The following is a 12,672-nucleotide window of genomic DNA, read 5'->3' on the forward strand; positions in this document are numbered from 1 at the left end:
CCCCCAAGCTTTTTAATTGTAAGAATATTATACCAATTATCCGAATGAAACGCATATGTCGATTTTAATCCTCACAAAATAATTCATGTTAGGTTTTATGACATCATGCATATAATTTTCTGAATTTTTAGTTGATTTTTAGTTTAATTTCGAATATGATATGAAACATAACAAATAGATGTTATTTTTTCTAACATTACAGGAGGAGAGATCATGGATATGGGAGATACAGTTTTTATGTTTGTGACGACAGTAATGGTCATGTTGATGACACCAGGATTGGCACTTTTTTATGGAGGTATGGTTCGCAGCAAAAATGTACTCAGCACAACGATGCATAGTTATAGCGCAATGGCTATCGTTTCGATTCAATGGATTGTTATCGGCTATTCTTTATCATTCGGACCAGATTGGCACGGGCTTATCGGTACACTTGATTGGTTCGGTCTAAACGGAGTTACCTACGCACCAAATCCAGACTACTCATCTACTATTCCTCACAATTTATTCATGATGTTTCAACTCATGTTCGCCATTTTAACTCCAGCTTTAATTTCAGGTGCATTCGCTGAAAGAATGCGATTTTCTGCCTTTCTTATTTTTATCCTTCTATGGACAACGATCGTTTACAATCCTGTCGCTCATTGGGTATGGGGCGTCGGCGGATGGCTAAGGGAACTTGGTGCACTAGACTTCGCTGGCGGAAACGTCGTTCACATCACTTCCGGAGTTGCTGGTCTTGTATTAGCTATTTTCCTTGGAAAACGAAAAAACATAAATGGTTCTTCTCCCCACCATTTGCCATTTACAATGTTAGGCGCAGGCTTATTATGGTTTGGCTGGTTCGGTTTTAACGTCGGCAGCGCATTATCCTTAAACGACGTAGCTTTAACTGCATTTATTAATACAAATATAGCCGCTGCTGCCTCCGCTCTAACTTGGATGCTTTCTGAATGGTTCTTCCAATCAAAACCGACTGCGATGGGAGCTGCTTGCGGAGTTGTTTCTGGTCTAGTCGCTATTACACCAGCTTGCGGGTTCGTTACACCTTTCTCCGCTCTTCTTATCGGAGCAATTGGTGGTATATTATGCTTTGGCGCCGTTTTCTTCTTAAAAACAAAATTCGGGTATGACGATACACTTGATGCCTTTGGATGCCACGGTATCGGAGGAACTTGGGGCGGTATTGCAACAGGACTATTTGCAACTACTACCGTAAACGGGGATGGTGCGAACGGATTGTTTTACGGAAACGCCGCTTTACTGTTTAAACAACTTATAGCGATTGGCGCAACATATGCATTCACGATCATCATGACGTATGCCATTATTAAAGCGATTAACTTCTTCCTCCCTGTTCGCGTCGATGAACATGAAGAACACATGGGTCTTGATATTTCAATGCACGGCGAGAAGGCTTATGAACATGCAGAGCGAGCAAACTAAAAAAGAGACGCAATCTATTGATAGTAGATTGCATCTCTTTTTTGCGTACTAGGCAACATACCCCACCTAGTATAATTGTAAATATATCATCGGTTTTTTGGATATATCAACGATTTTTCAAATATATCGATTGTTTCTTTCAATATATCAACGGTTCGACACAACATATCGATTTACAAACAAATTCCGACATAATTTACAAGCAAAATACCCCACATAACGTTATAGAAAAAAGACGACCGAAACCCGGTCGTCTTTTCCTATTTATTTCGGAGCATTTCCTACATATTGCGTAATATCAACATTTAACGCCTGCGCTAAGCGCATACCGTATTCTTGATCTGCACGGAAGAAGTTACAAACAGCTAATAATTTTGTGCGTTCATTTACGTCTTTTAGATCATTTGTTAAGTTCGCAATTAAGTTATCTTGCTCTTCTTTAGAGAATGAACGGTAACGCTCACCTGCTTGTTTAAAGTCATTTGGTTTCTCGATTTTTTCACGAGATACATAGCCTTCTACTTTCATAGTTGAATCGCGGTAAGCTTTGTCTTCAACCGGATTCTCTGCATGACGGCTCGGTTCGTAGTTGATTGTAGATGGGTTTTGATTTACTTGCATCGCACCATCACGTTGTTGATTATGAACAGCTGCGTATGGGCAGTTTACAGGAATTTGTAAGTAATTTGCACCAAGACGATAACGCTGTGTATCTGGGTAAGAGAATAAACGACCTTGTAATAATTTATCTTCCGATGGCTCAATACCATTTACAGTTGCACTTGGAGAGAACGCTACTTGTTCTACTTCTGCAAAGAAATTTTTCGGATTACGATTTAACGTCATCGTCCCTACTTCCATTAATGGGAAGCGATCTTCTGGCCATACTTTCGTTGGATCTAATGGATCAAAGTCTAAAGAGTCCATTTCATCTAATTGCATAACTTGTACGTGTAAATCCCATTTCGGGTGATTTCCTTTTTCGATTGCGTCGAACAAGTCACGAGTTGCATGATTGAAGTCTTTCCCTTGTACTTCTTGCACTTCTTTCGCATTTAAGTTACGTACACCTTGTTGTGGTTTCCAGTGGTATTTAATATAAACAATTTTACCTTCTTCATTAATCCATTTAAATGAATGGACGCCGAAACCTTCCATTTCACGATAACTTGCTGGTGTACCGTAATCAGAAAATACCCATGTCATCATATGTGTAGATTCTGGAGTTAACGTCATGAAATCCCAGTAACGATCTGGCGTTTGAATATTCGTATCAGGTGCTGGTTTTAAAGAATGTACCATATCAGGGAATTTAATTGCATCACGAATGAAGAAAACCGGTAAATGATTACCTACGATATCGTAGTTTCCTTCTTCTGTATAAAATTTAACAGCGAACCCACGTGGGTCACGTGCTGTTTCAGGAGAACCTTGACCATGAATAACCGTTGAAAAACGAACAAATACAGGCGTTTCAGTTCCTTCATTTTGTAAAAATGCCGCTTTCGTATATTGCTTCATACTATTTTTCGTTACGAATACACCGTGAGCACCTGCACCACGTGCATGCACAACACGCTCCGGAATACGTTCACGATCAAAGTGCGCAAGTTTTTCTACTAAATGATAGTCTTCTAATAATACTGGTCCACGACGACCAGCTGTACGAGAATTTTGGTTATCTCCAACTGGAGCACCTTGGTTTGTTGTTAAGCGATTATTTGGATTCATCTAGGGGGATCCTCCTCTTTCTTTCATAGTAATTATTATTTATTTAAAATTATTATAAACTAATTATTATTCAAAACTAAACCTTTGTCAACTATTTCCTTCACTTTTTTTGAAACAATTTCAGCCAAACAGTCGATAAATGCAGATTGTGCATTCGGCATACTTGGTCTAAAATATTTGGCATTTAATTCATCAGTTACAACTTTACATTCATAATCGTTGTCATATAAAACTTCTAAATGCTCCGCTACAAAACCAACTGGGCAATATACGAAAGATTCGTACCCATGCTCTGCATATAAATCTTTCGTTAAATCTTGCACATCTGGACCAATCCATGGATCAGGAGTATTCCCAGCACTTTGCCAACCGATTGTATAGTTTTGAATATTTGCAGCTTCTGCAATTAAATCTGCCGTATACTTTAGTTGTTCTACATATGGGTCTCCTGCTGCAATAATCTTTTCTGGCAAACTATGCGCTGAGAAAATTACGACTGCTTTCTCTTTATCATCAATTTCTGTAAACGTTTCTTTTATTTGGTCTGCCCAATACGAAATAAATTTCGGTTCATCATACCATTGTTCAATTCGTTCAATAACAGGACCACCGATTTCTTTTGAAAGACGAATAGCACGATCATTATACGCTTTAATGCTAAATGTAGAATAGTGCGGTGCTAATACGATACTAATCGCCTGCTCAATTCCATCTCGCTTCATTTCCTCTACAGCATCTTCTATAAATGGCGCAGTATGTTTTAAACCTAAGTAACAAGTAAATTCATACTCTGTAAATATGTTATTCATCGAATCTGTTAATTTATGCGCCTGCTCTTTCTTAATTTTTGCAAGCGGCGAAATTCCACCAATCGCTTTATAGCGCCCAATTAAATCTTCAAGCGCTTCTTCTGACGGCTTACGTCCGTGACGGATATGTGTATAATATGCCTCTACATCGTCTAATGATTCTGGTGTTCCATACGCCATTACGAGTAAACCTATTTTTTTCTTTGTCATCTATATAACACCTCAATTTTATAAATGAGAATCCTTTTCAGAACGTTTGTTTCCAATTATAACAAGTAATAATAAGTACGTCAAAATAATAATTCTAATTAAGTATTATTTATAAGGTGATTTTGAATTTTATATGACAATTTCTTTAATAAAAAGCGACTTACATAATTGTAAGCCGCTTTTCCCTTATTCCTTAATATTTACCCCATATTCTTTAAACCAAACGTGAATTTGTGCTAAATGAGCTAAAAGCTGTGGCCCAGTCATCAATTGACCAAACCATGGTGTTTGAAATGCACTGCCACCAGACTGAATTAATCCGTTCAACTGCTCCTTATCAAACAATTCGTGTAAAATTGAACCTTTATCCGTTAATAGATTTTGAAGCCATACTGTTACTGCTTTTGTATAGTGTGGATTGTGCGTTTTCGGATAAGGACTCTTCTTTCTATATAAGATGTCATGTGGAAGTACATCTTCTAACGCTTTACGTAATAGACCTTTTTCGCGGTTTTTATACATTTTCATTTCCCAAGGAATATTCCACGCATATTCGACAAGGCGATGATCTGCAAATGGAACACGTACTTCTAAACTTGCCCCCATACTCATGCGGTCTTTTCTGTCTAATAATGTTGTCATAAACCATACCATATTTAAATAAAATAATTGGCGTCTTTTTGCTTCTAGCGGACTTTCTCCCTCTAAAATAGGAACTTCTTGAATCGACTCTTCATAGCGCCTTTGTACATATTGTTGTAAATTTAATTTATTTCTCCATTCTTTCTTTAGCAGTTGTTCACGTGCTTCTGTAGAGCGCATCCACGGAAAGGCACTCGATTGTAAATCATCTTCTCTATAAAACCACGGATATCCACCAAATATTTCATCTGCACATTCCCCAGATAAACCGACGACAAAATCTTGTTTAATTTCGCGGCAAAACCATAATAATGACGAATCGATATCTGCCATACCAGGCAAATCACGAACGAGTACTGCTTCAGTTAAATACTCTGCTAATTTTTCATTCGAAATGACGCAGCGATGATGGGTTGTTTGAAATGTCTCAGTCATTAAATTAATAAACGGAGCATCTGAATTTGGCTGGAACGCATTCGCTTTAAAGTATTTGTCATTATCTTCGTAATCAATAGAATACGTGTGTAATTGCCCTTTTCCTGATTTCTCGTATTCTTTTGCTGCGATAGCTGTAATAGCGCTCGAATCTACACCACCTGATAAAAAAGTACATAGTGGCACATCAGAAACAAGCTGCCTTGTAATCGCATCTTGTAATAAAAAGCGCGTTTTCTCTACTGTTTCTTCAAAAGAGTCTTCATGTTTTTTACTTTCTACATTCCAATATCTCCATATACATAAACCGTTCTTTGAAAATGTCATCGCATGACCTGGACGTAATTCTTTTATACCAGCATAAATACCATGGCCAGGCGTTCTTGACGGTCCGAGGCCGAATATTTCGGATAACCCTTCTAACGTTACTTCCGCCTTCACATCTGGATGCGACAATATCGCTTTTAACTCCGAACCAAATAATAAGCGTCCGCTATCATATTTATAAAAAAGTGGCTTTACACCTAATCGATCTCGCGCAATAAATACTTGTTCTTTCTGTTCGTCCCATACTGCAAACGCATATATACCGTTTAAATGATCGACACATTCTTCTTTCCATTCAATATAAGAAGCTAATAATACTTCTGTATCAGAATGACCTTTGAACGTATATCCTCTTCTTAATAATTCCTTTCGAATGTCTTCTGTGTTATAAAGTTCACCGTTATAGCAAATGGCGTAATTCGTTTCATCTTTTAAACAAGTCATCGGTTGTTTACCACCCTCAGGATCAACAACGATTAAACGTTTATGCCCAAATGCGACATTGCCTTTAATCCAAACTTTATTATCATCCGGACCACGTTTCGCTAACGTCTCAGCCATCTTCGTAACGACATCTCTTTCTCCTTCTAATGAGCGTTTATAATCCACCCACCCTGTAATCCCGCACATATAAATCATCCTTCCATCTTATTTCTTTTCTTGAACGTGCAGTAATCCCCACCCTAAGAGTGCGGATCAAAAAATGGAAAACTTGACGATAACCTACTATCCACATATGGAATAGCATTCTCACTCAGTAAAACGTGTTTTATTGTATGCCCACCTATGTCTAGATGTGTCTAGTTATAAAGAATGCACGAACTGTCTATAACAGGAATAACTACTTTTCATAAAGGAGAAATCATGTATGATACAACGTAACCATATTTTATATAACCAGCCCCGCGCTCATACAGTCGGTAATGTAGAATATATAAACAATGAATGGGTATTCTTTGATGATGAAAATGATGAAGCATTTTTATTAGAAGATATTGCCGAAGATGGTTTTGAGATTTTATATAACAACAACTGGCTACCAGCTCGTTTCTATGAACAAGATATATTACAAATCGCCAACGAACAGCACCACCTGCAAAACGGGGAAATGATACGTATTCGAAAAAAATTACTTCTTAGCTATAATGAATGGCTCGAGGAATTACCTGACTCTGTCTTCACATTATTAACCGAATCATTGCAATCACTTCACTACTCTTTATATGATTGCATGTATTGTCATAATTATTTATCTTTCTTACCGAAAGAGGAGTCACGCGAAGGAGTAAATATTCTTTTGTTTGATAACGAAGAGATGATCTGTACACTACAGCATCATTTCGTCCGTCACACTACATCCAATAAAAACATGTTCCGTTTTACGAAAGTAAATGGAGAAGAGTTACATATCGATGCGACATAAAAAGTAAAAACCACCTTAGCTCCCAAGTCTTTGAGATTATAAGGTGGTTTTATTTTCTTTATTAGAATACTTGCCAACCAATCGGTAATTTCAGTCCAAGGTAAAATACTGCTACTAATGCAACAATAAATAGCCCCCAAACTGCCCCTGTTGCTTTGTTCTTGCTCATTTTCACAAGAACCATTTCCATTCCACCGATAACTAAAATACCAGCTATCATTTTTAAACCATACCACATGTGCATGTTACTTGTTGCAGTCTTCATAATCCCCATGTACAACATGAAACCTGTCACAATAATGATAATGTACATAAGACGAAGCCCCATATGTACACCTTTACCTTTTCTTCCTGCTGAATAAAGTGAATACGCAACGAAGAATAAAATTAAACCTAACGCCCATGCTGTAATATGCATATGTACCATCGTAACCCTTACCTCCTCTTTTCACACTTTTTCACTCTATATGATAACATGTTCATTTATTTTCAGGAAATGTTTCGCTTTTTTACATTTAAATGCTATAATATTTAGAGTATTTACAAACTTCTTGTAATAACAAAAGGGGGAACAATCATGATTCAAACTAAGGATATTATCGAACTTACAGACACATATGGAGCAAATAACTATCACCCACTTCCAATCGTTATTTCTAAAGCAGAAGGTGTTTGGGTAGAAGATCCTGAAGGAAACCGCTATATGGACTTATTAAGTGCATATTCTGCAGTAAACCAAGGTCATCGTCACCCGAAAATTATTAACGCTTTAATTGACCAAGCTAATCGTGTTACGTTAACTTCTCGTGCTTTCCATAGCGATCAATTAGGTCCTTGGTACGAAAAAGTTGCGAAACTAACTAATAAAGAAATGGTACTTCCAATGAATACAGGTGCTGAAGCTGTTGAAACTGCAATTAAAACAGTTCGTCGCTGGGCTTATGATGTGAAGAAAGTAGAAGCAAACCGTGCTGAAATCATCGTTTGTGAAGATAACTTCCACGGACGTACAATGGGTTCTGTTTCTATGTCTTCAAATGAAGAGTACAAGCGTGGATTTGGTCCAATGCTTCCTGGCATCGTTGTAATTCCTTACGGTGATTTAGAAGCATTAAAAGCCGCAATTACACCAAACACAGCAGCATTCATTTTAGAGCCAATTCAAGGTGAAGCAGGAATTAACATCCCACCAGCTGGTTACTTAAAAGAAGCTCTTGAAGTATGTAAAAAAGAAAACGTTTTATTCGTAGCAGATGAAATCCAAACAGGCTTAGGCCGTACTGGTAAAGTATTCGCTTGTGACTGGGACGATGTAACTCCTGACATGTACATACTTGGTAAAGCCCTTGGTGGCGGTGTGTTCCCGATCTCTTGTGTTGCAGCAAACCGCGACATTTTAGGTGTATTTGAGCCAGGTTCTCATGGTTCTACATTCGGCGGTAACCCACTTGCATGTGCTGTTTCTATCGCAGCTCTTGAAGTGTTAGAAGAAGAAAAATTAACAGAGCGTTCTCTTCAATTAGGAGAAAAATTAGTTGGGCAATTAAAAGAAATTGATAACCCAATGATCACTGAAGTTCGCGGTAAAGGTTTATTCATCGGTATCGAATTAAACGAGCCAGCTCGTCCTTACTGTGAACAACTAAAAGCAGCTGGTCTACTATGTAAAGAAACACACGAAAACGTAATTCGTATCGCACCACCTCTAGTAATCTCTGAAGAAGATTTAGAGTGGGCATTCCAAAAAATTAAAGCTGTATTATCGTAATAATAGAGAGGTTGTCCAACATGTTGGGACAACCTCTTTCTTTTTATATTCAATTATATCAAGATGAAATTGTAATTTTCTGTATTTTAAATTCATAAAGGAGGTGCGATATGCTACTAAGATATGGTAAACATATTAACTATTTAGCTACAGCGTTTATTTTAGTTACATTCTTTAGTTTCCTACTTTCCACAACATGGCTTCATTACTCAACTCCTACTACACTCACACTACTGAAAGCATCATTTTGGACTGCTGTTATTCTTACTATTATTGGATTTGGACGAGAAAAAAGCGCACTTGCGGTTATATTATTTGGCATTTGTACACTTGCATTAATTGGTCTTTACACTTTTGCCGTTATCGATTATCTCTATAATCCGAGACCATAGAAAAGAGCTATCTTTATACAAGATAGCTCTTTTTTCATTTCACTACATTTCGCAAAGTACCAATTCTTTCCACTGTAATGACCACTTCATCACCAGCATGTAAAAACTTCGGTGGTGTAAAACCTTTTCCGACACCAGCCGGCGTTCCTGTTGCGATAATATCGCCTGGTTCTAAAGTCATTCCTTTGCTTATCGTTGAAATAATTTCTTCTATTGAAAAAATCATTTTATTTGTGTTGGAAGTTTGCCTTACTTCTCCATTTACTACCGTTTCAATGTGTAATGCATTCGGCGTTTCAACCACCGATTTATGAATTAAATACGGTCCCATCGGACAAAATGTATCGAAGCTTTTCCCAAGGAAAAACTGTTTATGTTTTCTTTGAATATCTCGAGCTGTTACATCATTTATAATCGTATAACCAAAAACATGCTCAAGCGCTTTTTCTTCTTTAATTTGCTTCCCTCGCTTACCAATAATGATAGCTAGTTCTCCTTCGTAATCTAGTTCGTCCGTTGCGTGAGGGTGACCATTAATTTGCTCATTTATGCCAATAACTGTTGTTGGTGCTTTCGTAAAGATCATTATATTTTCTGGAATAGACTCTACTCCGCCCATTTCTACCGCATGCTCACGATAGTTTTTTCCAACGCACAAAATATTCTTTCTTGGCCTTGGAATCGGCGCTAATATTTTCACCTCTGTTAACGGATAATACGCCGCTTCCCCGTTCTCTTTTGCCCAATTTACAATTTCACATACTTTCTCAAAGCATTCAGTCCCTCTTTCAATACACTCTAACATTGTAATAGGGATTGTAACCTTTTCCCCTTTTTGTCTTTGCGCTTCTCTTAAGTGTAATACCTTTTCTTCTTCTTCATCCACAATACCTACAAATACCTTTTCTTCTTTCTTCGCCGTTACAAAACGCAATATTTCCACTCTCCATCCTAAAACTCATACCTTTTAATTGTATTCGCATCCGCAAGAAAAAAACCTTCTCATGCACGCTAATTTTTACAATATTCTTCTCGCACTTATTCGTTACTTATTCATTATTTAGCATAAAATGTAGAAATTTTACTTTTTTTAGCGAAGGTATTTCTTTTTTATGGAGTTTTTGTATAATATGTACTACATATATACTAAAAATTTCATTTAGAGATGGAGCCGATTTCAATGTTTGAGCAAGCTATTGAAAAAAAACGTGAAAAAATGATCTATTTTGCTGAACGCTATGGAATGACTTCTCAAAGAACAGTGGATTGTAGCCAAGAACTGGACAGGCTCTTAAATGTAATTTGTCATGTACATACGGATTTACACCCTACTCAAACGTTCAACACACACACGCAATAACGCGTGTGTTTCTTTTATTTCAAAAAAACACACATTTTATTGGAAACGCCCATACAATAGTAGAAAAGAAAATTTTAAAAACGAAGGGTGTTTTGTATGCCAGCTATGGTCGGACATATTCGTATCGTCAATATTGGATCAAGTGGTATTTTTCATATTGGAGATGTATTTGCGATTAGGCCTATTAGTTACTCACGTGCTTTCGCCGGGGCCGGTTCTTTCAACGTTGGAGATAATGTTTCTGTCTACAATTATCAAAGTGCAACGACTGTCAACGATTCAGATGTAATCGATCAAGCGATAATTGGCTCAACTTAAAGGAGGCAATTGCATTGAATTTTTATGTAAACCAAAGTATCATCATCAACAGTATTAAAATTGATAGTATTACAACCTCTTCTGTGTTCCAAATTGGTACTGCCGGAAGTATTAAAGCCCTATCTAAATTTTCAAATACGGGCGGATTTACGGAGCCGCTTCGCCCATTACAGGCAAAAGGACAAATTATTTCTATCAAACCATCAACTAGTTCTTCTTAAGACATCCTTGTCATAAATATATAGCAGGAATATTTTTACCCTCCCTATTGAAAAGGAGGTTTCACAAATGAATCAAGATATATATACTTACTTACACCAACTTCAACAAGCTCTTCAAACACAACAAGCAGCCATCCTAAATTTAGAAGAACAAGTGCGCCAACTCCAAGAAGAGCTTAACGAATTAAAAAATCGCCCCTCCTCTTCTGTAGGAAAAGTGGAATACAAATTCGATCAATTAAAAGTCGAAAATTTAAATGGTACTTTAAATATTGGTTTAAACCCATTTTCAGCAAAAGGACAACAAATTGAAGATTTTCAAGTGGATACAGAAACATTGAAGGTAAACCCTGAAACCGAAACAAACCCAGACTTTTATCAAGGTATCCTCCAAGAAATGCATCGATACTTAGATGAAGAAGCATATAATCGTATTCTCCATTTTGAACAAGAAGAGAGAACACCGCTTGATGAAATGTATCGACAAATGATGGTAGATGACATAAAAAAACAGATGGAGCATCGACTCCCTTATTATTTATCACAAGCGCAATCATATGAAGGTATTTCAACAGATCCAGATTATTTACGAGATATCATTATTCAGGCAATGAAACAAGATATTGACAAAGCCTTTCTCTCCTTTATTCAGCACATACCGGGAAATTTCCGAAAGGAGTAAGTATGTATGAACCTTAACGTTGTAAACCGTGAGTTAAAAGTCGGACAGATTAAAATGAACGGTGTATCGTCGTCCGCACTCTTTTTAATTGGAGATGCAAATCTCCTCATTCTATCTTCTATTCTCGATACACCATTTGAAACAGTTACAGAGGGTCCATTTGTACCATTAGTAACAGATGTCCCTCCTACTCCAGGTTAAGGAGACTGAGAAATTATGTTGCATCATGTGTCCATTGTCCAAAATGTTTCTATTATTTCTTTAGGGATTGCTGCTGTATTTCAAGTTGGAGATGCAAATCAAATGGAGTTAAAAAGTAGGGCTCTTGCCGTCCACCGGGAAATTCCTTGTTATATAAAAGGCGAAGGTCGCTTAGATGCATTTGAAATTTTTACAGATGAACACGTTACAATCCCAAAACGAACGACAGATGTAAAATTAAACATTGTAAATGAATGTCCTTTTATTGAAGTGAATGACGTTGAATTACGAACACTCTTAAATTCTGGTTGCTTTCAAATTGGAAATGTTGATTATGCTTTCAATAACTCTCGTATTATGCAAATTCGCCAATATATTACTGATGAACCTTCCGCTCAATAATCCATATAATAATTAAATAGCTTAGTAAAGTAGGTGGATAGTATGCCTTCCGTTGTTGGAAATCTCGTCGTTCAAAACAGTAATGGTTCTTTTAATTTAGGGGATTTTTATAACGTATCTCCGAAAGAAAATACGAAAGCTTATAATGGATCCGGAGCTTCTAATGTTGGATTTGTCGTGAATACTTTTAACGGTGTTAGTGCAACAAATACGTTTGATTCTGATGTGGCGGATCAAGATCAGATTGGAACAGCGTAAAAAAAGTAGGAGATATTCTCCTACTTTTTTCCAGAGTGTTGGGAAAC

General features: G+C 37.1%; 16 protein-coding genes. 11 read left to right on the forward strand and 5 right to left on the reverse strand.

The window, feature by feature from the left end; genetic code table 11:
- Positions 1-213: 213 nt before the first annotated feature.
- Positions 214-1,446: an ammonium transporter gene (locus tag DN400_RS28715; RefSeq protein ID WP_000367134.1), complete on the forward strand. Its 1,233-nt coding sequence runs from the start codon at positions 214-216 to the stop codon at positions 1,444-1,446.
- Positions 1,447-1,710: 264 nt separating this feature from the next.
- On the opposite strand, the gene katB is transcribed toward DN400_RS28715, so the two are convergent.
- The 3 genes from katB to asnB form a co-directional block, all read right to left on the reverse strand.
- Positions 1,711-3,177, reverse strand: a complete 1,467-nt coding sequence (gene katB, locus DN400_RS28720; protein WP_001069184.1) for a catalase KatB — start codon at positions 3,175-3,177, stop codon at positions 1,711-1,713.
- A 59-nt stretch (positions 3,178-3,236) separates the two neighbouring features.
- A complete protein-coding gene (gene hemH / locus DN400_RS28725) occupies positions 3,237-4,196 on the reverse strand; it encodes a ferrochelatase (RefSeq protein ID WP_098211790.1) in 960 nt (319 codons plus the stop codon).
- 186 nt (positions 4,197-4,382) lie between these two features.
- Positions 4,383-6,230, reverse strand: coding sequence for an asparagine synthase (glutamine-hydrolyzing) (gene asnB, locus DN400_RS28730; protein WP_065228458.1), 1,848 nt, complete (start codon positions 6,228-6,230; stop codon positions 4,383-4,385).
- Between the two features lie 238 nt (positions 6,231-6,468).
- Here asnB and DN400_RS28735 point away from each other — a divergent pair, with 238 nt between their 5' ends.
- Positions 6,469-7,023 carry a DUF2777 domain-containing protein gene (locus tag DN400_RS28735; RefSeq protein ID WP_000616066.1) on the forward strand — a complete coding sequence of 185 codons (555 nt, stop codon included), beginning with the start codon at positions 6,469-6,471 and terminating at the stop codon, positions 7,021-7,023.
- 61 nt (positions 7,024-7,084) lie between these two features.
- On the opposite strand, the gene DN400_RS28740 is transcribed toward DN400_RS28735, so the two are convergent.
- Positions 7,085-7,450 (reverse strand): YisL family protein, encoded by a 366-nt coding sequence (locus DN400_RS28740; RefSeq protein ID WP_000233490.1) that lies wholly within the window; start codon positions 7,448-7,450, stop codon positions 7,085-7,087.
- A 150-nt stretch (positions 7,451-7,600) separates the two neighbouring features.
- Between DN400_RS28740 and rocD the strand changes: the two genes are divergently transcribed.
- Positions 7,601-8,791, forward strand: coding sequence for an ornithine aminotransferase (gene rocD / locus DN400_RS28745; protein WP_000616660.1), 1,191 nt, complete (start codon positions 7,601-7,603; stop codon positions 8,789-8,791).
- Between the two features lie 110 nt (positions 8,792-8,901).
- Positions 8,902-9,183 carry a hypothetical protein gene (locus DN400_RS28750; RefSeq protein WP_000926859.1) on the forward strand — a complete coding sequence of 94 codons (282 nt, stop codon included), beginning with the start codon at positions 8,902-8,904 and terminating at the stop codon, positions 9,181-9,183.
- A 34-nt stretch (positions 9,184-9,217) separates the two neighbouring features.
- Here the strand turns inward: DN400_RS28750 and DN400_RS28755 are convergent, their stop codons facing one another.
- Complete coding sequence (locus DN400_RS28755) at positions 9,218-10,117, reverse strand: fumarylacetoacetate hydrolase family protein (RefSeq protein ID WP_001213069.1); 900 nt, start codon at positions 10,115-10,117, stop codon at positions 9,218-9,220.
- 246 nt (positions 10,118-10,363) lie between these two features.
- Here DN400_RS28755 and DN400_RS28760 point away from each other — a divergent pair, with 246 nt between their 5' ends.
- From DN400_RS28760 to gerPF, 7 genes are all read left to right on the forward strand, one after another.
- The gene (locus DN400_RS28760; protein ID WP_000462857.1) at positions 10,364-10,543 is read left to right on the forward strand and encodes an aspartyl-phosphate phosphatase Spo0E family protein; all 180 of its coding nucleotides are present in this window, start codon (positions 10,364-10,366) and stop codon (positions 10,541-10,543) included.
- Between the two features lie 96 nt (positions 10,544-10,639).
- Entirely contained in the window at positions 10,640-10,861 is a 222-nt protein-coding gene (gene gerPA, locus DN400_RS28765; protein ID WP_001111187.1) for a spore germination protein GerPA, read from the forward strand.
- 14 nt (positions 10,862-10,875) lie between these two features.
- The gene (gerPB, locus tag DN400_RS28770; RefSeq protein ID WP_001012508.1) at positions 10,876-11,082 is read left to right on the forward strand and encodes a spore germination protein GerPB; all 207 of its coding nucleotides are present in this window, start codon (positions 10,876-10,878) and stop codon (positions 11,080-11,082) included.
- 67 nt (positions 11,083-11,149) lie between these two features.
- Positions 11,150-11,764 (forward strand): spore germination protein GerPC, encoded by a 615-nt coding sequence (gerPC, locus tag DN400_RS28775; RefSeq protein ID WP_001070763.1) that lies wholly within the window; start codon positions 11,150-11,152, stop codon positions 11,762-11,764.
- Positions 11,765-11,770: 6 nt separating this feature from the next.
- Positions 11,771-11,965 carry a spore germination protein GerPD gene (gene gerPD / locus DN400_RS28780; protein WP_001052807.1) on the forward strand — a complete coding sequence of 65 codons (195 nt, stop codon included), beginning with the start codon at positions 11,771-11,773 and terminating at the stop codon, positions 11,963-11,965.
- A 15-nt stretch (positions 11,966-11,980) separates the two neighbouring features.
- Positions 11,981-12,367: a spore germination protein GerPE gene (locus tag DN400_RS28785; protein ID WP_065228457.1), complete on the forward strand. Its 387-nt coding sequence runs from the start codon at positions 11,981-11,983 to the stop codon at positions 12,365-12,367.
- Between the two features lie 42 nt (positions 12,368-12,409).
- Positions 12,410-12,625, forward strand: coding sequence for a spore germination protein GerPF (gerPF, locus tag DN400_RS28790; protein ID WP_001141566.1), 216 nt, complete (start codon positions 12,410-12,412; stop codon positions 12,623-12,625).
- Positions 12,626-12,672 lie beyond the last annotated feature (47 nt).

The organism is Bacillus sp. AR8-1, from assembly GCF_008042345.1.
In the GTDB taxonomy this organism is placed as follows: Bacteria; Bacillota; Bacilli; order Bacillales; family Bacillaceae_G; genus Bacillus_A; species Bacillus_A cereus.

Bases quoted from the DNA above. Each gene is read 5' to 3' on its own strand.
- DN400_RS28715 (WP_000367134.1), top strand. From the start codon at position 214: ATGGATATGGGAGATACAGTTTTTATGTTTGTGACGACAGTAATGGTC.
- katB (WP_001069184.1), bottom strand. From the start codon at position 3,177: ATGAATCCAAATAATCGCTTAACAACAAACCAAGGTGCTCCAGTTGGA.
- hemH (WP_098211790.1), bottom strand. From the start codon at position 4,196: ATGACAAAGAAAAAAATAGGTTTACTCGTAATGGCGTATGGAACACCA.
- asnB (WP_065228458.1), bottom strand. From the start codon at position 6,230: ATGTGCGGGATTACAGGGTGGGTGGATTATAAACGCTCATTAGAAGGA.
- DN400_RS28735 (WP_000616066.1), top strand. From the start codon at position 6,469: ATGATACAACGTAACCATATTTTATATAACCAGCCCCGCGCTCATACA.
- DN400_RS28740 (WP_000233490.1), bottom strand. From the start codon at position 7,450: ATGGTACATATGCATATTACAGCATGGGCGTTAGGTTTAATTTTATTC.
- rocD (WP_000616660.1), top strand. From the start codon at position 7,601: ATGATTCAAACTAAGGATATTATCGAACTTACAGACACATATGGAGCA.
- DN400_RS28750 (WP_000926859.1), top strand. From the start codon at position 8,902: ATGCTACTAAGATATGGTAAACATATTAACTATTTAGCTACAGCGTTT.
- DN400_RS28760 (WP_000462857.1), top strand. From the start codon at position 10,364: ATGTTTGAGCAAGCTATTGAAAAAAAACGTGAAAAAATGATCTATTTT.
- gerPA (WP_001111187.1), top strand. From the start codon at position 10,640: ATGCCAGCTATGGTCGGACATATTCGTATCGTCAATATTGGATCAAGT.
- gerPC (WP_001070763.1), top strand. From the start codon at position 11,150: ATGAATCAAGATATATATACTTACTTACACCAACTTCAACAAGCTCTT.
- gerPD (WP_001052807.1), top strand. From the start codon at position 11,771: ATGAACCTTAACGTTGTAAACCGTGAGTTAAAAGTCGGACAGATTAAA.
- DN400_RS28785 (WP_065228457.1), top strand. From the start codon at position 11,981: ATGTTGCATCATGTGTCCATTGTCCAAAATGTTTCTATTATTTCTTTA.
- gerPF (WP_001141566.1), top strand. From the start codon at position 12,410: ATGCCTTCCGTTGTTGGAAATCTCGTCGTTCAAAACAGTAATGGTTCT.